Source organism: Citrobacter sp. Marseille-Q5395 (assembly GCF_947057495.1).
GTDB lineage: Bacteria > Pseudomonadota > Gammaproteobacteria > Enterobacterales > Enterobacteriaceae > Citrobacter > Citrobacter murliniae.
This window is the reverse complement of record NZ_CAMSEL010000001.1, coordinates 310,249-326,987: the sequence shown is the minus strand read 5'-3', so window position 1 is coordinate 326,987 and position 16,739 is coordinate 310,249. Positions and strand designations below refer to the sequence as shown.

16 protein-coding genes are annotated in these 16,739 nt (G+C 52.5%); 12 read left to right on the top strand and 4 right to left on the bottom strand.

Translation table 11 applies throughout. The features are described from left to right. The first annotated feature begins 121 nt into the window (after positions 1-121). Complete coding sequence (yjdI, locus tag OH663_RS01485) at positions 122-352, top strand: 4Fe-4S mono-cluster protein YjdI (RefSeq protein WP_045447095.1); 231 nt, start codon at positions 122-124, stop codon at positions 350-352. Between the two features lie 11 nt (positions 353-363). Continuing rightward, positions 364-636, top strand: a complete 273-nt coding sequence (locus OH663_RS01480) for a GNAT family N-acetyltransferase (RefSeq protein WP_045447092.1) — start codon at positions 364-366, stop codon at positions 634-636. A gap of 69 nt (positions 637-705) precedes the next feature. Here OH663_RS01480 and OH663_RS01475 read toward each other — a convergent pair whose 3' ends face one another. After that, positions 706-1,635, bottom strand: a complete 930-nt coding sequence (locus OH663_RS01475; protein ID WP_045447089.1) for a LysR substrate-binding domain-containing protein — start codon at positions 1,633-1,635, stop codon at positions 706-708. 385 nt (positions 1,636-2,020) lie between these two features. Here OH663_RS01475 and OH663_RS01470 point away from each other — a divergent pair, with 385 nt between their 5' ends. From OH663_RS01470 to OH663_RS01440, 7 genes are all read left to right on the top strand, one after another. Next, complete coding sequence (locus tag OH663_RS01470) at positions 2,021-2,626, top strand: ankyrin repeat domain-containing protein (RefSeq protein WP_045447086.1); 606 nt, start codon at positions 2,021-2,023, stop codon at positions 2,624-2,626. Between the two features lie 39 nt (positions 2,627-2,665). Continuing rightward, positions 2,666-3,541, top strand: coding sequence for an oxamate carbamoyltransferase subunit AllH family protein (locus tag OH663_RS01465; protein WP_200009932.1), 876 nt, complete (start codon positions 2,666-2,668; stop codon positions 3,539-3,541). Next, positions 3,519-5,066 carry an acyl-CoA synthetase FdrA gene (fdrA, locus tag OH663_RS01460; protein ID WP_048220622.1) on the top strand — a complete coding sequence of 516 codons (1,548 nt, stop codon included), beginning with the start codon at positions 3,519-3,521 and terminating at the stop codon, positions 5,064-5,066. The genes OH663_RS01465 and fdrA overlap by 23 nt, the downstream gene beginning before the upstream one ends. Beyond that, positions 5,066-6,481: a YlbE family protein gene (locus OH663_RS01455; protein ID WP_200009931.1), complete on the top strand. Its 1,416-nt coding sequence runs from the start codon at positions 5,066-5,068 to the stop codon at positions 6,479-6,481. The genes fdrA and OH663_RS01455 overlap by 1 nt, the downstream gene beginning before the upstream one ends. A 120-nt stretch (positions 6,482-6,601) precedes the next feature. Next, complete coding sequence (locus OH663_RS01450; protein ID WP_048220624.1) at positions 6,602-8,152, top strand: hypothetical protein; 1,551 nt, start codon at positions 6,602-6,604, stop codon at positions 8,150-8,152. 26 nt (positions 8,153-8,178) lie between these two features. After that, complete coding sequence (locus tag OH663_RS01445; RefSeq protein ID WP_045447073.1) at positions 8,179-9,129, top strand: carbamate kinase family protein; 951 nt, start codon at positions 8,179-8,181, stop codon at positions 9,127-9,129. A 12-nt stretch (positions 9,130-9,141) separates the two neighbouring features. Beyond that, positions 9,142-10,524: an amidohydrolase family protein gene (locus OH663_RS01440; RefSeq protein WP_200009930.1), complete on the top strand. Its 1,383-nt coding sequence runs from the start codon at positions 9,142-9,144 to the stop codon at positions 10,522-10,524. A 55-nt stretch (positions 10,525-10,579) separates the two neighbouring features. On the opposite strand, the gene OH663_RS01435 is transcribed toward OH663_RS01440, so the two are convergent. Further along, the gene (locus OH663_RS01435; RefSeq protein ID WP_200009929.1) at positions 10,580-11,524 is read right to left on the bottom strand and encodes a nickel/cobalt efflux protein RcnA; all 945 of its coding nucleotides are present in this window, start codon (positions 11,522-11,524) and stop codon (positions 10,580-10,582) included. A gap of 119 nt (positions 11,525-11,643) precedes the next feature. On the opposite strand from OH663_RS01435, the gene rcnR reads away from it, so the two are divergent. Next, positions 11,644-11,916, top strand: a complete 273-nt coding sequence (gene rcnR / locus OH663_RS01430; protein WP_016154292.1) for a Ni(II)/Co(II)-binding transcriptional repressor RcnR — start codon at positions 11,644-11,646, stop codon at positions 11,914-11,916. 52 nt (positions 11,917-11,968) lie between these two features. Here the strand turns inward: rcnR and OH663_RS01425 are convergent, their stop codons facing one another. Continuing rightward, positions 11,969-13,198: an amino acid permease gene (locus tag OH663_RS01425; RefSeq protein WP_045447063.1), complete on the bottom strand. Its 1,230-nt coding sequence runs from the start codon at positions 13,196-13,198 to the stop codon at positions 11,969-11,971. Between the two features lie 142 nt (positions 13,199-13,340). Next, positions 13,341-13,796 (bottom strand): multidrug/biocide efflux PACE transporter, encoded by a 456-nt coding sequence (locus tag OH663_RS01420; protein ID WP_045447061.1) that lies wholly within the window; start codon positions 13,794-13,796, stop codon positions 13,341-13,343. A gap of 101 nt (positions 13,797-13,897) precedes the next feature. Here OH663_RS01420 and OH663_RS01415 point away from each other — a divergent pair, with 101 nt between their 5' ends. Continuing rightward, positions 13,898-14,782, top strand: a complete 885-nt coding sequence (locus OH663_RS01415) for a LysR family transcriptional regulator (RefSeq protein ID WP_045447059.1) — start codon at positions 13,898-13,900, stop codon at positions 14,780-14,782. A gap of 102 nt (positions 14,783-14,884) precedes the next feature. Beyond that, a complete protein-coding gene (locus OH663_RS01410) occupies positions 14,885-16,063 on the top strand; it encodes an acetyl-CoA C-acetyltransferase (protein WP_045447057.1) in 1,179 nt (392 codons plus the stop codon). The last annotated feature ends 676 nt before the right edge of the window (positions 16,064-16,739 follow it).

Below are 16,739 nucleotides of genomic sequence, written 5' to 3'. Positions count from 1 at the left end.
GAGGTGAACGTAACCGTGTGCCGGAGCTAATCTGCGACAATTTCTGCCGCCAGCAGCAGCCTTCAGACTCGCCTGGGTCTATGATTACTCCCAGGACAATAAAAATAACTGAGGTAATGTCGTGGATAAAGAGTTACTGGAAGCAGGTTACCGGGCCTATACCGGCGAGAAGGTTGATGTCTATTTCAATACGGCGATATGCCAGCATTCGGGTAATTGTGTGCGGGGAAGCGCGACGCTTTTTAACCTGAAACGTAAACCGTGGATCATCCCGGATGAAGTTGATGTCGCGACGGTCATTAAGGTTATCGATACCTGTCCGAGCGGTGCGCTTAAATATCGCCAGAAATGAGTGAGAAGACCATGGATATTCTTGAAGGGCACAACAAGTTTTATGTTAACGATGCCGAGGGCAATCAGGTTGCTGAGATTGTCTTCGTGCCGACGGGTGAACATCTGAGCATCATTGAACATACTGATGTTGACCCCAGCCTGAAAGGTCAGGGAGTCGGCAAGCTGCTGGTGGAGAAAGTGGTGGAAAAAATGCGCCGCGAAAACCGTAAAGTGATCCCGCTCTGTCCGTTTGCCAAACATGAGTTTGATAAAACTCGCGAGTACGACGACATTCGTGCCTGAGTTTTACTTTTCACCGGATGACGCAACGCGCATCCGGTGCGTCCACAATAGTTCCCCTCATCGGGCATATTACTCCCGATGCAGCAGATCCTGATAAATCCCCGTCAGTACCCCTTGTGGGCCAAACTCCTTTTTAATCCACTGTGTCACCCGCCCGGTTGCCGAGTGCTGGGTCGCCAGTAGCATGCGCGAATCCTGGCGTGGGTTATGGATCTGTCGCGTCACCAGCAGCGATTTTTCCATTGCTTCGCGCACCATATAGTCGGGTAGAAAACCGATGCCTTCGCCGAGGATCTGACACTGGCACTTGGTATTAAAATCGGGCACCAGGATTGATTCCTGCCCGTGCAGCAGCCAGCCGACCTTCTTGTTAATAGTGTGCGCGGTATCTTCTACCATGATGTTCGGATACAAACGCAGCTGACTCTCTGAAATCGGCTCAGGCATAAAGGCCAGCGGGTGATCAGGTGCGATGGCGAACGACCAGCGGATCGCGCCAATCTCGGTGTAATCGATCCCGCCACCGTCCAGTAGCGTGTCTGGCGCGCCAATGGCGATATTGGCCTGGTTATTGATGATGGAATCCCAGACGCCGTTATAGACCTCCGTGGTCACGGTTATCTGGCAGGTTGGAAACTGTTTCTTAAGTACCTGTAACAGTCGCGCGGTATGCTTCGGGGTATACAGCAGTTGATTAATACAAATGCGCACCCGAGCCTCAATGCCCTGGGAGATCGTATCAATGCTGCGCTTGATGGCGTGAAAGTCGTTGAGCAGGTCTGTCGCTTTACGAAAGAAATAGCGCCCGGACTCGGTCAGCTCAATGCTGCGGGTACTGCGGGTAAACAGCACCACATCCAGCCCCATTTCCATGCGCTTGATGGTATAACTGATGGCGGAGGTGGTTAAACCCAGCTCCTCGGCGGCCTTGCTGAAGCTGCTGTAGCGGGCAGCCATCGTAAACGCCAGCAGGTTTTCCTCGGTAAATATTGAATTCATTCCTTCTCCCCTGAGTCCACAACCCGCGATACGATGATTGTTGAATGTATTTGTAATCCTTATGGAGAGCAATCAGTTTTGAACAGAATTTAACACTAGGGTTACATTTGATTTGAAGGCAATCACACTTCTGTGTTTTAGTTGCAGGCCGCTATCCGTGCAGCATACCGCTTTATTTCCCCTATGACTGATTAATGGCTGAAAGACCGTTAGTCATAAGAGAAAGATTGCACTACAGCACATTTTGTTCTCATTATTAAATTTGTTTCAACAATCGACTCACTTACGATGAATGAAATTTAAGCGGATGTTATTCTCCGTACTCTGTTGCTATTCTCAGGTTATCGGATATTTAAAAAGTCTAAAAAACTGCAGGAGAGCGATTATGTCAGAGAAAGAACTCATTACTGAATTTCTGCTGGCGGCAGAACAGGGCAATGCCGAAGGATTAAAATCCTGTCTGGCAAATAATGTGGATATTAATGCTACTAACCGCCAGGGCCGTACCGCCATAATTATTGCCAGCCTGAATAAGCATTATGACTGCGTTTCTTTATTGATTGACGCCGGTGCCGATATTAATAAACAAGATCAAACTTGTTTTAACCCCTTCCTGATTAGCTGCCTGACTAATGATTTAACGCTGCTGCGTACGGTATTACCTGCCAATCCCGATCTCGAACGACTGAGCCGTTTTGGCGGCGTTGGTATTACGCCAGCCAGCGAAAAAGGTCACGTTGAGATCGTACGTGAATTACTGCAGCGTACCGATATCAATGTAAACCATACCAACTTTGTCGGCTGGACGCCGTTGCTGGAAGCCATCGTACTTAATGATGGCGGCGCGAAGCAGCAGGAAATCGTCAAGCTGCTGCTCGACAATGGCGCTAACCCGCACATGACGGATAAATACGGTAAAACCCCGCTGGAACTGGCGCGGGAGAAAGGGTTCCATGAAATCGCCGAGCTGCTGATTGCCGCCGGAGCCTGACAGAGGAGCGCCACTATCGCCACGCCATCACGGCGATGCGTGAGGGCGCTAACTGCAGACGGCGCGTTTCTTGCGTATCGGGGAACGGGGCGAGTTGAACAGGTTTTTTCCCGCGCGGTGAACCTGTTCATACCGGAACAGCAGCGATTGTTTACGTTATTGAGTGAGTGCTGCGATAACGCGCCTAACAGCTGTCGGCTGGCGCTGACGCATTGCGAAGATCTGTTTCAACCCGGTGAGCCGGTGAGTTTTACGCAGTCAGGGATCGCTGTTGGTTATGATAAATGGATAGAGACCTCTGGTTGCCTGATGTGGCAAATGCCTCGTGGGTCGCCAGATGCAGAGCGCTTCGCCACAATATCCTGGCGCCACTGGGCAGAGGTTATCCGCCAACAGCTTAATCGCGACGACACATTATTTCTGTACCAGGGGGATAATCCGTTTTACCAGGAAATTAATCGTGAATTACAACTGCGCCGCCAAAGTTTAATAACGGCGCTGAGTACGGGAGAAAATATCTGTGTTGCGGTCAGCGATTTAATTGGTCTTGGAATAGGGCTGACGCCATCGTCTGATGATTATTTAGTAGGCCTGAGTACGATTTTATTTATTAGTGGGCATCCGCTGAATAAGTATCGACAAGATTTTTTAACGGCATTACAGATTGCCGGAAATAACACAACCTTACTCAGCAAAATAACGCTGGAAGAGGCGTTTCATCAACGTTATCGGGAAAGTGTCACGCGGTTGGTGACCCATATTATTACTGAGCAACCACACGTTGCTACGAAATTTATTGCTGACATTAAAAATATCGGCTCAAGTTCTGGCTGCGACATGCTGTACGGCATGGCGGATGCCTGCGCCCTGAGCCAACGGTCCGGAGGGAATTATGTCGATCAGGATAGTTGTTAAAAAGAACACGTATTTTGATTCTGTCTCACTGATGTCTATCTCTACGCGCGCTAATAAGCTTGATGGTGTGGAGCAGGCGTTCGTGGCGATGGCAACGGAAATGAACAAGGGCGTGCTGAAGAATCTCGGTCTGCTTACGCCTGAGCTGGAAGAGGCAAAGAGTGGCGATCTAATGATTGTCATTAAAGGTGCGAGTGAGGCCGCGAACGAGCAAACGTTGGTGGCGATAGAGGAACTGTTCACGCATAAGGAACAAGGTGGACAGCACGAAGCACGTTATGCCACGCTCGCCAGTGCTAAAAAACATGTCCCCGACAGCAACCTCGCGGTGATATCGGTAAATGGTCTGTTCGCGGCCCGCGAGGCGCGTCAGGCGCTGCAAAACAACCTCAACGTAATGTTGTTTTCTGACAACGTTTCCCTTGATGACGAACTGGCTCTTAAACAGCTGGCGCATGAAAAAGGGTTGTTGATGATGGGGCCTGATTGCGGTACCGCCATTATTAACGGCGCGGCGCTCTGTTTTGGGAACGCGGTGCGTCGCGGCAATATCGGCATTATTGGGGCATCTGGCACCGGTAGTCAGGAGCTCAGTGTACGCATTCACGAATTTGGCGGTGGCATTTCCCAGTTGATCGGCACCGGTGGACGCGATCTGAGCGAGAAGATTGGCGGCCTGATGATGCTCGATGCGATAGGTATGCTGGAGGCCGATCCACAAACTGAGATCATTGCGCTGATCTCTAAACCGCCAGCACCTGCGGTAGCCCGTAAGGTGCTGGAACGTGCGCGCGCCTGCTTTAAACCGGTGGTGGTCTGTTTCCTCGGACGTGAAGCTGCGCCTGCGGACGAAGAGGGTCTGCAGTTCGCTCGCGGCACTAAAGAAGCGGCATTGAAAGCAGTTCTGCTGAGTGGCGTGAAAAAAGAGAGTCTTGATCTGCATCCGCTCAACTGGCCGCTGATTGAAGAAGTTCGCGCCCGTCTGACGCCGCAGCAAAAGTATATTCGCGGACTGTTCTGTGGCGGCACGCTGTGTGATGAAGCGATGTTTGCCGCCATGGAAAAACATGCCGAGGTGTACAGCAACATTCATCCGGACCCGGCGTTCCGCCTGCAGGATCTCAACCGTAGTGTGGCGCATACCTTCCTTGATTTTGGTGATGATGATTTCACCAACGGCAAGCCCCATCCAATGATCGATCCGACCAACCGCATCAGTCGTTTGTTGCAGGAAGCGAGAGATCCTGAAGTCGGCGTGATCGTGATGGATTTCGTCCTTGGATTTGGATCGCATGAAGATCCGGTTGGCGTGATGATCGACGCGATCAATGAAGCGAAAGCCATCGCTGCCGCTGACGGTCGTCCTCTGGAAATTCTCGGCTATGTTCTGGGGACCGACCTGGATACGCCATCGCTGGAAAAACAGTGCCAGATGCTGACTGATGCCGGCGTTATCTGGGCGAGCAGTAGCACCAACACCGGATTGCTGGCGCGTGAATTTATCTGTAAAGGGGAGGAAGCCTGATGAGCCAGACACTGTTTAACCAGCCGCTGAATGTGATTAACGTCGGTATCGCGATGTTCAGCGATGACCTGAAAAAGCAGAACGTGCCCGTTACTCAACTCGACTGGACACCGCCAGGCCAGGGCAATATGCAGGTGGTTGCGGCACTGGATCAGATTGCTGATTCACCGCTGGCAGACAAGATTGCCGCCGCTAACCAGCAGGCGCTGGAACGTATTATTAAGTCGCATCCGGTGCTGATTGGCTATGACCAGGCCATCAATGTGGTACCTGGAATGACCCGTAACACGATTCTGCATGCCGGGCCGCCGATCCGCTGGGAAAAAATGTGCGGTGCGATGAAAGGTGCAGTCACCGGCGCGCTGGTATTTGAAGGGTTGGCGAAAGATCTGGATGAAGCCGCCGAGCTTGCCGCTTCGGGCGAAATTAACTTCTCGCCGTGCCACGAACATGACTGCGTGGGATCGATGGCGGGCGTAACGTCCGCGTCGATGTTCATGCACATCGTGGAGAACAAAACTTACGGCAACCGCGCATATACCAATATGAGCGAGCAGATGGCAAAGATCCTGCGCATGGGAGCGAACGATCAAAGCGTTATCGATCGCCTTAACTGGATGCGTGATGTGATGGGACCGATGCTGCGTGATGCGATGAAACTGGCGGGTGAAATCGATTTACGCCTGATGCTGGCACAGGCGCTGCACATGGGCGATGAGTGCCATAACCGCAACAACGCCGGTACGGCACTGTTAATTCAGGCGCTGACTCCGTGGATTATCCAGACCGGCTATCCGGTTGAGCAACAACGTGAAGTGTTCGAGTTTGTGCTCAGCAGCGACTATTTCTCCGGTCCAACGTGGATGGCGATGTGTAAAGCCGCCATGGATGCTGCGCACGGCATTGAATACAGCACGGTGGTGACGACGATGGCGCGTAATGGCGTTGAGTTCGGCCTGCGTATCAGCGGCTTACCGGGCCAGTGGTTTACCGGTCCGGCACAGCAGGTGATTGGCCCGATGTTCGCGGGCTATAAGCCGGAAGACTCCGGGCGTGATATCGGCGACAGCGCCATTACCGAAACCTACGGTATTGGCGGCTTCGCGATGGCCACCGCACCAGCCATCGTGGCGCTGGTGGGTGGTACGGTTGAAGAAGCCGTCGACTTCTCCCGCCAGATGCGTGAAATCACCCTCGGTGAAAACCCAAACGTCACCATTCCGCTGCTCGGTTTTATGGGCGTGCCAACCGCGATCGACATTACGCGTGTGGGCAGCACCGGTATTCTGCCGGTGATCAACACCGCCATTGCGCACAAAGATGCGGGGATCGGCATGATCGGCGCCGGAATAGTACACCCGCCGTTTGCCTGCTTTGAAAAGGTGATCCTCAACTGGCGTGACCGCTACTGCTAATAACAACCACAGGGGCTAACACCGTTAGCCCCACGGTAGCGAAGAGAAAAACGTTGCTTACCTGCAGGGCTGGGCGATCTCCGTGATCGCAAACGATGCTTAACCTGTAAAGGATATTCCATGAACAACATAAAACTAGAATGGAAACGTGGTGACTGGGCGGCTTACTTCGGGCTGATGACCAACAACCTGACTAACCTGTTGACAATGATGGGGCTACTCATTTTTGTTGTCGGGATCCCTACTGAAATTGTCTACGGCCGAATTGCACCCGCCTTTGGTCTGGCGGTGCTGGTGGCCAGCATCTGTTATGCCTGGTTTGGCTTGCAGATGGCGAAACATACCGGGCGTAACGACGTGACGGCGCTGCCGTCCGGGCCAAGCGCACCGTCGATCTTTACTGTGACCTTCCTGGTACTAATGCCGGTGTATCAGCAAACGAAAGACGCCAACTTCGCTATTCAGATAGCGCTGGTATGGTGCTTTGTTGAAGCGTTGATCCTGGTCGGTGGTTCATTCCTCGGTGAGACCATCCGCAAAATGATACCGCGCACAGTGCTGCTTTCCTGTTTATCTGGCCTGGGTCTGTTGCTGTTGGCAATGAACCCGATGTTGCAGGCATTTGAAGCGCCAACTGTCTCTTTCATCGTCCTGCTGCTGATCTTCATTAACTGGTTTGGTAAGAAACCGATTTTTGCCCGCATTCCTACCGGTTTGCTGCTGCTGATTGCCGGTACGGCATTGGCGTGGATCTCCGGCTTGCAAAGCCCTGAAGCGATCAAAGCCTCAATGTCCTCTTTTGGCTTTAACCCGCCGGAAGTCCATGTCGACAGCTTCCTGCAAGGCCTGCCGCACGCGCTGCCGTACCTGGCTTCTGCGGTTCCTCTGGGTCTGGCGAACTATATTTTTGACCTTGAGAATATTGAAAGTGCGCACGCGGCGGGAGATGAGTACAACACCCGTAAAGTCATGATGGCGAACGGTTTTGCATCCATGCTTGGCTGTATGTTGGGGAACCCGTTCCCGGTCACCGTCTACGTTGGACATGCGGGCTGGAAAGCGATGGGAGCCAGTATTGGTTATACCCTCGCATCGGGTATCACCATGTTCCTGGTGCCTTTGTTTGGTCTGGGGGCGTTTATGCTCGCCATTATTCCGATGACCGCGATAGTGCCGATCCTGGTGTTTATCGGTGTAGTGACTGCCAATCAGGTGGTACGAGAAACGCCCAAAGTCGAGGTCCCCGTCATCTTCATCTGTCTGTTCCCATGGATTGCCAACTGGGCGCTGACCATCGTCAACAGCGTGATGGGCGCGGCCGGAACGTCAGCGGCGAAACTGGGTAGCGATCTGTTGCACAGCAAAGGCGTGTATTACGACGGGCTGGTTCATCTGGGAAGCGGCGCGCCGTTGGCCAGTATGTTGTGGGGCTGTGTCGCTATCTTCGCCATTATGAACAAGCCACTGCGCGGTGCGGTTGCCGCAGCCTTCGGCGCACTGCTGTCGCTGTTTGGTGTGATCCACTCCCCGGCGGTTGGCTTTGCGGAAGGCAGTTCGATGATGTTTGTTCTGGCCTACCTGATGATGAGCGGCATGTTTGTCATCAAACATGTTCTCGACAGCCGTGAAGCGGTAACTGCGCCTGAGCAGGAACCAACGAAAACTACCTGAATCGCCTGCAAGCGGAAGATGACACTATGAAAGAACTTGTGGTCGTTGCCATTGGCGGCAACAGCATTATCAAAGATAACGCCAGCCAGTCGATTGAGCACCAGGCTGAAGCGGTGAAAGCGGTCGCAGATACGGTGCTGGAGATGTTGGCATCGGACTACAACATTGTGCTGACGCACGGTAACGGGCCACAGGTTGGACTCGATCTGCGGCGTGCGGAAATCGCGCATGAGCGTGAAGGTTTACCACTCACCCCGCTGGCCAACTGCGTAGCCGATACCCAGGGGGGCATAGGCTACCTGATCCAGCAGGCGTTAAATAACCGTCTGGCGCGTCGCGGGGAGCAGAAAGCGGTGACCGTGGTGACGCAGGTGGAGGTCGACAAGAACGATCCCGGTTTTGCTAATCCGACCAAGCCTATCGGGGCGTTCTTTAGCGAAGCGCAGCGTGATGAGCTACAGCGGGTCAATCCGGGCTGGCGTTTTGTGGAGGATTCCGGGCGCGGTTACCGTCGTGTTGTTGCGTCTCCGGAGCCAAAGCGCATTGTCGAAGCGGAGGCGATTAAAACTCTGACCCAGCAGGGCTTTGTGGTGATTGGCGCGGGGGGCGGTGGGATCCCGGTAGTGCGTAGCGAGCAGGGGGATTATCACAGCGTGGACGCGGTGATTGATAAAGATCTCTCTACCGCGCTGTTGGCGCAGGAGATCCGCGCTGACATCCTGGTGATCACCACCGGTGTAGAGAAAGTGTGTATTCACTTCGGCAAACCTAACCAGCAGGCGCTGGACACGGTCGATATCGCGACGATGACCCGTTACATGCAGGAAGGGCATTTCCCGCCGGGCAGCATGTTACCCAAAATTGTTGCCAGCCTGACATTCCTGGCGCGTGGCGGTAAGCGGGTGATTATCACCACGCCAGAATGTCTTCCTGCCGCGCTGCGTGGTGAAACGGGTACCCATATTGTCCATTCCTGAGAGGAGATGCGAATGAAGGAAAGTAACAGCCGCCGTGAGTTTTTAAGCCAGAGCGGAAAAATGGTGACCGCTGCCGCGTTGTTTGGCGCGGTGGCCCCGGTCGCGTATGCTGCTAATCCTGTCGGGACAACCAGTGGCGCGAAAAGCACAATGACGATTAACGATAAACACTATTATCTGGATAACGTTCTGCTGGAAGCGGGGTTTGATTACGAAAACGCCGTGGTGGTACATACCCGTACTGCGCTACAAACTGTCGAAATTCAGGACGGAAAGATTGTTGCGCTGCGTGAGAATAAGCAGCATCCGGATGCGACGTTGCCACACTACGATGCAGGCGGAAAGCTGATGCTTCCTGCCATGCGAGATATGCACATCCATCTGGATAAAACTTTTTATGGTGGCCCGTGGCGCTCACTTAATCGTCCTGCGGGCACTACCATTCAGGATATGATCCGCCTGGAGCAAAAGCTGCTGCCCGAGCTACAACCGTACACCCAGGAGCGCGCGGAAAAGCTTATTGACCTGCTGCAGTCAAAAGGTACATCGATTGCGCGCAGCCACTGCAATATTGAGCCGGTTTCCGGACTGAAAAATCTGGAAAACTTACAGGCGGTGCTGGCGCGTCGTCAGCCCGGTTTTGCCTGTGAGATCGTGGCGTTTCCCCAGCATGGTCTGCTGTTATCAAAGTCTGAACCGCTGATGCGTGAAGCGATGCAGGCGGGAGCACACTACGTTGGCGGGCTGGATCCGACCAGCGTGGATGGGGCGATGGAGAAATCCCTCGATACCATGTTCCAGATTGCGCTGGATTACGATAAAGGCGTGGATATCCATCTGCATGAAACCAGTCCGGCTGGCGTTGCGGCGCTGAATTACATGGTGGAGACCGTGGAGAAAACGCCACAGCTGAAGGGTAAACTGACCATCAGCCACGCTTTTGCATTGTCTACGCTTAATGAGCAGCAGGTGGATGAACTGGCGACTCGCATGGTGGCTCAGCAAATTACTATTGCCTCGACGGTGCCGATTGGCACGATGCACATGCCGTTGAAACAACTGCGTGACAAAGGTGTGGTGGTGATTACCGGTACCGACAGCGTGATCGACCACTGGTCACCGTATGGGCTGGGGGACATGCTGGAGAAGGCGAATTTATACGCGCAGCTCTATATTCGTCCTAATGAGCTGAATCTGTCACGGGCGCTGTTCCTCGCCACCGGCGATGTGCTGCCGTTGAATGATAAAGGTGAGCGCGTCTGGCCAAAAGCGCAGGATGAGGCCAGTTTTGTACTGGTTGATGCCTCCTGCTCAGCAGAAGCGGTTGCAAGGATCTCTCCACGTACAGCGACCTTCCATAAAGGGCAACTGGTGTGGGGAAATGTCGCCAGCTAGCGTCATTCCACGCGCAGTGGCACAGGTTGCTGCGCGTTTCCTCTCTTTTTCGTTCCTAACCCATGATGCCCATATAGCCGTGGATCCCCATATACAATCCGACCATGCCGATGAGTGCGCTGGAAAAATAGGGGGCTTTACGTGCCAGTGTGTTAAATCCGCTCCAGCGTTTTGCCGCCTGCTGCACGCTGATTGCCGCACCGACACCTACCGTCACCAGCGTCAGCGCCAGCCCGAGGCTAAAGCACAGCACCATTGTTGCTCCCAGCGTGAAGGCTTTGAGCTGGATGCAGATCAGCAAGACCGTAATCGCTGCTGGGCACGGGATCAGCCCCCCGGTCAGGCCAAAAAGTAAAATTTGCCCGTTAGTGACGTCTTTACCCTGAAAGCGACGCTGGATGTCGGTGGCATGTGCCCGTTCGTGAGCGTCCTGATACTCTTTCGAACCTTCGGTGAGTCCTGCCAGCGCGGCATGGTCATGATCGTGGTCGTGATGATGGTGGTGATCGTCATCATGGTTATGGTGCTTATGGTGCTCATGGTGCTCATGGTGCTCATGGTGCTCATGATGCTCATGGTGCTCATGGTGCTCATGATGCTCATGGTGGTGATGTTCGTGATCATGGTCGTGCTCGTGATGCGTCTGGGTCAGCCAGTTCTGTTCGCCTTGCCATGTCCGCCAGAACATCCACAATGCTGTGCCCAGAATGATGATGGCAGAGACAAACTGCAGCCAGGGTTCGACGGCCTGGGCGGTAAACGCTTTGCTGATATACATCCCGCCGAGCGCAATCAACCACACCACAGCGGTATGTGACAGCGTAGCCGCCAGCCCCAGCATCACCGCCTGTTTGATGGTTCCTTTAATGGCGATAATAAATGCCGCCATCATCGTCTTGGAATGTCCCGGTTCCAGACCGTGTAACACGCCCAATAAAATCGCGCTGGGAATAAAGAACCAGGCATTACCTTGCTGAAGAAGCGTAGAAAACTCACCCATGAGAATGATTCTTAGTTGTTTTGTTTCGCCAGATTCTACTCCCCCCCAGTACAGAATACTACCCCCCAGTAGATCGGCGCGGTATAGTGAGCCGTGATTTATGCAACGGGGACAGGACGATGTCACATACGATCCGCGACAAACAAAAGCTCAAGGCCCGTGCCAGTAAGATTCAGGGGCAGGTGGCGGCGCTGAAAACCATGCTTGATGAACCGCATGAATGCGCGGCGGTGTTACAACAGATTGCGGCGATCCGCGGGGCGGTAAACGGGTTAATGCGAGAAGTGATTAAAGGTCACCTGACTGAGCATATTGTGCATCAGGGCGATGAAATAAAACGCGAAGAAGATTTGGATGTGGTGCTGAAGGTACTGGATTCCTACATCAAGTAAGGCGATATGCGGCTCATTCACCCACTGATGAATGAGCCGTTGCATAACATTTTTAGCCGAAAAACATCACCGAAACACACAGCAGACCCACAATCAGGGTAATCAAATTGCCCACTGAACGGTACGGCTTCAGAGCCGGGATCAAATAGGTCGACAGCGTCGGCATGATGAAAAGAATCATGGCGATGAGCGGCCCGCTGATTGCGTAAATCATTGAGATGGCATTCGGGTTAATGCAGCAAATGATAAACGTGATCGTCGAGACCAGCATGATCGACAGGGCGCGGTTAAAGGCCCGGCTTTTCTTCACTCCCACCTGATGCAACGACGTTTTTACGACTTCGGTTGCTCCTTCAATCACGCCAAAGTACGTACCCAGAAACGATTTTGACATCGCCACAATGGCTACGATAATCCCTGAAATCGACAGCCATGCAGGGGCGTTCGGCATCATTGAGAGCGCTGACAAAATCGTCACGCCTTCATTTCTTGCGTCTTCAATATAATTTACTGGAATAGAAAGTAAGCAGCTGAAGACGAAAAACAGCACGCTCAGACAGATGATGACGTAGGCTACTTTCATGATTTTTTTGCATTTACCCATGGCCTGCTCGCCGTATTTCTCGCGTCTGTCGATGGCAAACGTGGAGATGATTGGCGTATGGCTAAAAGCAAAAACCATCACGGGGATTGATATCCATACCTGATGAAGCGTGTGTTGATCGAAAGACATCTGGCCGGTGAGTAACGTAGGCTGCCAGCTTCCGGTCAGATAGAGCGAAAGGAACAAAAAGTAAGCGATGAGAGGGAACACCAGAAATCCCATCACCCGAATAGTGGCTTGTCGCCCCATCAGAAAAATGAGATTCAGTACCAGCACCACGCCAAGGCTGACGAGCATGCGGATGCGTAGATCCACGGTGATATGTTTTGCCAGCTGTTCTGTGAGGGAGTTGGTGATTGCCACGGCGTAGATCAGCACGACCACAAAGAAGGCAACAAAATAGAGAGTGGTGATTAAGCTACCAATCTTTTTGCCGTAGTAGTGCGTTACCGCACCGGTGATCCCTTCACCAGCTGATGTTTTCGATGACAGGATAAACTGGCACAGAGCCTTGTGTGGCCAGTAAGTTAAAGGCCAGGCAACAAGTGCGGTGATAAACAATACGACCGCCCCAGCAGAACCCAGCTGTATGGGGAGAAATAGGGTTCCTGCGCCGACGGCAGTCCCATATAACGCGAAGCTCCAGAGAGTCTCTTCTTTTGACCAAATTTTCGACATTATTTGAACGTATCAACTATAAAATAAACAAAAAGAAGCGCAATTTACCACAAATGAGAGGTGCTGGGGGAGGTGTGAACAAGTGGGCTGGTGAATGGATGAATAGCCGGAATCGGGATAATTCCGACTATTCGTTGAATTATCAGGCAGTAACGCGCTGTTGACGGCGCTTCATCACGCGTTCACGCACCGTGTCGTATGCCCAGTTATAAAACATGGTGTACGGCAGGAAGAACAGGAAGAAACCTATTTCTAGCGTGAATGCCTGCAGCAGACTGACGCTCAGCACATACGACACGATGGTTACCCCGATAACGATAAAACCACTTTCGAAACCTAAGGCGTGAAATGCCCGTACTTTCGCCGTACGTTTCACCAGGTGTGACGGCCACAAGCGATCAAACAGGGCGTTATAAATGATATTCCAGATCATCGCTGTGGTAGCCAGGAGTACGGTCAATCCGCCCATTTCCAGCACCGAACGTTGCATCAACCATGCGGTGGTTGGTGCGAGAATAGCGGTGGCAATGCCCTCAAAACAGACGGCGTGAAAAATACGTTCCAGTAACGAACGGCGTTGGACTGTATCGTGTTGCATAACGTAAAACCTTCTTTGATGCCCGGATAACGGAATGGTGGAAATTTTATCGTTTTATGTGATATCTAAAAGATAGAATCCATCGATAAAGTAGATAGGTTATGCGTTACTCTCCCGAAGCATTAACAGCATTTGTTGAGACCGTTTCCTGCGGTTCATTTTCTGCGGCAGCGCGGCGGCTGCGTAAAAGTCAGTCCACTATCAGTACGGCGATTGCGCATCTGGAAGCCGATCTCGGTTTTGCGCTATTTGATCGTTCCTCGCGCCAGCCGACGCTCACTGAACAAGGTAAACGGGTACTTGGCTACGTTCAGGCGATTTTGTCAGCGAGCGATCGTCTGGATGAAGCTGCTATTTCACTTTCAGGCGCAACGGAAGCGCGTTTGACGTTTGTGCTTTCTGACACGCTGCATCCGGATGTGCTGGAAGAATTGATGGTGCAGTTTGACCGCCTGTTTCCCCATACCGAGTTTGAATGTCTGATTGGCGAAGATGAAGATGTGATCGATCTGCTGCAAAAGGGACGAGCTCAGGTTGGGCTTATTGAGGCGCGCGAGGACTATCCAACGGATATGGGCGTCACTCGTCTGCCAATGCAAACCTGGATGGGGTTATATGTGGCGGCCTCGCATCCGCTGGCTACGCAAAACAACCTGCAATGGGAGCAGCTCCACACCTGGCGCGAACTGCGGTTGAATACCTATCTGGAAAGCGGCACTAACGTGGCGCGTGGTCCCGTATGGTCTGCTCCTAACTATCTGTTATTGCTGAGTATGGCGGTTCAGGGGTTTGGCTGGTGCGCGCTACCTTGCGCGCTGGTGGAAGAATTTGCGGCACAAAAACCGCTGGTACAGTTGAAGATGCCCGGCTGGCCAAAGGCTATCTCTATCGACCTGCTGTGGAATAAGAAATCGCCTCCTGGCGTGGCGGGAAGCTGGTTACGCGACCATTTACAGCAGAGTGGCGTTCAGATGACCAATAAATGATACGAAATTCCTTTGTGATAAAAATCACCATTTTTAAACAACTGTGATAACTATCTTTAACAATCATCTACTATTGCGATGTTATTTTGCGCTGAGGTGGTGATGAAAGAGGTTGTGATAGTGGGGGCGTTAAGGACACCCATTGGCTGCTTCCAGGGGACGCTGGCGCGTCACTCTGCCGTTGAGCTAGGCAGCATGGTGGTCAGGGCGTTACTGGAACGCACAGGCGTGGATGTCCATGCTGTTGACGAAGTGATCCTCGGGCAGGTGCTCACCGCAGGAGCCGGGCAGAATCCCGCGCGCCAGTCTGCTATCAATGGGGGATTACCCAATACCGTTTCTGCTATCACTATTAACGATGTTTGTGGTTCGGGCCTCAAAGCGCTGCATCTGGCAACGCAGGCTATCCAGTGTGGTGAAGCCGATATTGTGATTGCTGGTGGACAAGAGAATATGAGCCGCGCACCCCATGTTCTCACCGATAGCCGCACCGGCGCGCAACTGGGCAATAGCCAACTGGTGGACAGCCTGGTTCATGACGGTTTGTGGGACGCTTTCAACGATTACCATATGGGCGTCACCGCCGAAAACCTGGCGCGGGAATACGGAATTAGCCGCGAATTGCAGGATGACTACGCGCTTCGCTCTCAGCATAAAGCGCGTATGGCGATCGACGCCGGGCGTTTTAAAGATGAGATTGTGCCGGTCGTGACCCAACGTAACGGACAATCGATCGTTGTTGATACCGATGAACAGCCGAGAACGGATGCCAGTGCTGAAGGGCTGGCGCGACTGGATCCCACATTTGATCGTTCAGGCTCTGTCACGGCGGGCAATGCGTCGTCGATAAATGATGGCGCCGCAGCCGTGATGATGATGAGCGAAGCCAAGGCGCAGGAGCTGAATTTGCCCATACTGGCGCGTATTCGAGCTTTTGCCAGCGTCGGGGTCGATCCTGCGCTAATGGGGATTGCGCCAGTGTATGCTACCCGTCGCTGTCTTGAACGAGTCGGCTGGCAGCTGGCTGATGTTGATCTTATCGAAGCTAACGAAGCATTTGCTGCCCAGGCGTTATCGGTGGGAAAAGTGCTGGAATGGGATGAGAGGCGGGTCAATGTCAATGGTGGAGCCATCGCGCTTGGCCATCCTATTGGCGCATCCGGCTGTCGTATTCTGGTGTCGTTGGTACATGAGATGGTCAAACGTCAGGCGCGAAAAGGCCTGGCTACGCTGTGTATCGGTGGCGGCCAGGGCGTCGCGCTCGCCATTGAACGAGACTGAAGCGCTTTATACTCCCCTTTCAAACACGCTCTTCTGCTGCGCTGTCCCATGCAAATGTGACAGCGTCGGTGAGTGATATCTTTAATACAAGCACACAAGAATTCATGCCTGAATACCGTCATACTTCAAGTTGCCTGGATGTTAGCTGTGCGTTACTTGGCTTACCATGAGTCTCGCCCTTACGGACCGCCGCTCCGCAGTGTTCAAAACGGCTCCTGGCCCTAGTCACTTACTTGTGTAAGCTCCCGGGGCTTCGCTCTGTTGCCACCTACAGGCCACCCGAATTATTTTGGGTATAGTTTTACCTTCCGCATGGGCTTTGACTTGGCGCGTACGCTACCGTCGTCTTTCTAACCTGCAATATCTCCTTCTTCGGTAGCCGTCCTGGTTAACTCTGTATTTTCAGTGCATTATCTCAACCACTGCTGAATCACTATTTAATTAATAATCTATTTTATTGTTTTATATGGTTTTTATATGCCTTTGCTATCATTTTTTCCGCTATTTTTGAGACCCTAACGTGATCGCAACTACACTTTTGATAATAAGATGCAGAAAAAGTGAAACATCGTTTTATTTGTAATTGAAAACGTGTTCCGGGAGGGATATCATTAACCCATTAGTTAAAAACGGAACGGTGTTTTGTTATCCGTTCAAGAATTCACGGTCAATTTAT

What these genes read in the sequence shown, in the direction of transcription:
- OH663_RS01415 (WP_045447059.1), top strand. Translation starts at nt 13,898, where the DNA reads ATGCGTTACTCTCCCGAAGCATTAACAGCATTTGTTGAGACCGTTTCC.
- OH663_RS01410 (WP_045447057.1), top strand. Translation starts at nt 14,885, where the DNA reads ATGAAAGAGGTTGTGATAGTGGGGGCGTTAAGGACACCCATTGGCTGC.
- OH663_RS01450 (WP_048220624.1), top strand. Translation starts at nt 6,602, where the DNA reads ATGAACAACATAAAACTAGAATGGAAACGTGGTGACTGGGCGGCTTAC.
- OH663_RS01435 (WP_200009929.1), bottom strand. Translation starts at nt 11,524, where the DNA reads ATGGGTGAGTTTTCTACGCTTCTTCAGCAAGGTAATGCCTGGTTCTTT.
- OH663_RS01440 (WP_200009930.1), top strand. Translation starts at nt 9,142, where the DNA reads ATGAAGGAAAGTAACAGCCGCCGTGAGTTTTTAAGCCAGAGCGGAAAA.
- OH663_RS01445 (WP_045447073.1), top strand. Translation starts at nt 8,179, where the DNA reads ATGAAAGAACTTGTGGTCGTTGCCATTGGCGGCAACAGCATTATCAAA.
- rcnR (WP_016154292.1), top strand. Translation starts at nt 11,644, where the DNA reads ATGTCACATACGATCCGCGACAAACAAAAGCTCAAGGCCCGTGCCAGT.
- OH663_RS01475 (WP_045447089.1), bottom strand. Translation starts at nt 1,635, where the DNA reads ATGAATTCAATATTTACCGAGGAAAACCTGCTGGCGTTTACGATGGCT.
- OH663_RS01480 (WP_045447092.1), top strand. Translation starts at nt 364, where the DNA reads ATGGATATTCTTGAAGGGCACAACAAGTTTTATGTTAACGATGCCGAG.
- OH663_RS01470 (WP_045447086.1), top strand. Translation starts at nt 2,021, where the DNA reads ATGTCAGAGAAAGAACTCATTACTGAATTTCTGCTGGCGGCAGAACAG.
- fdrA (WP_048220622.1), top strand. Translation starts at nt 3,519, where the DNA reads ATGTCGATCAGGATAGTTGTTAAAAAGAACACGTATTTTGATTCTGTC.
- OH663_RS01420 (WP_045447061.1), bottom strand. Translation starts at nt 13,796, where the DNA reads ATGCAACACGATACAGTCCAACGCCGTTCGTTACTGGAACGTATTTTT.
- OH663_RS01425 (WP_045447063.1), bottom strand. Translation starts at nt 13,198, where the DNA reads ATGTCGAAAATTTGGTCAAAAGAAGAGACTCTCTGGAGCTTCGCGTTA.
- OH663_RS01455 (WP_200009931.1), top strand. Translation starts at nt 5,066, where the DNA reads ATGAGCCAGACACTGTTTAACCAGCCGCTGAATGTGATTAACGTCGGT.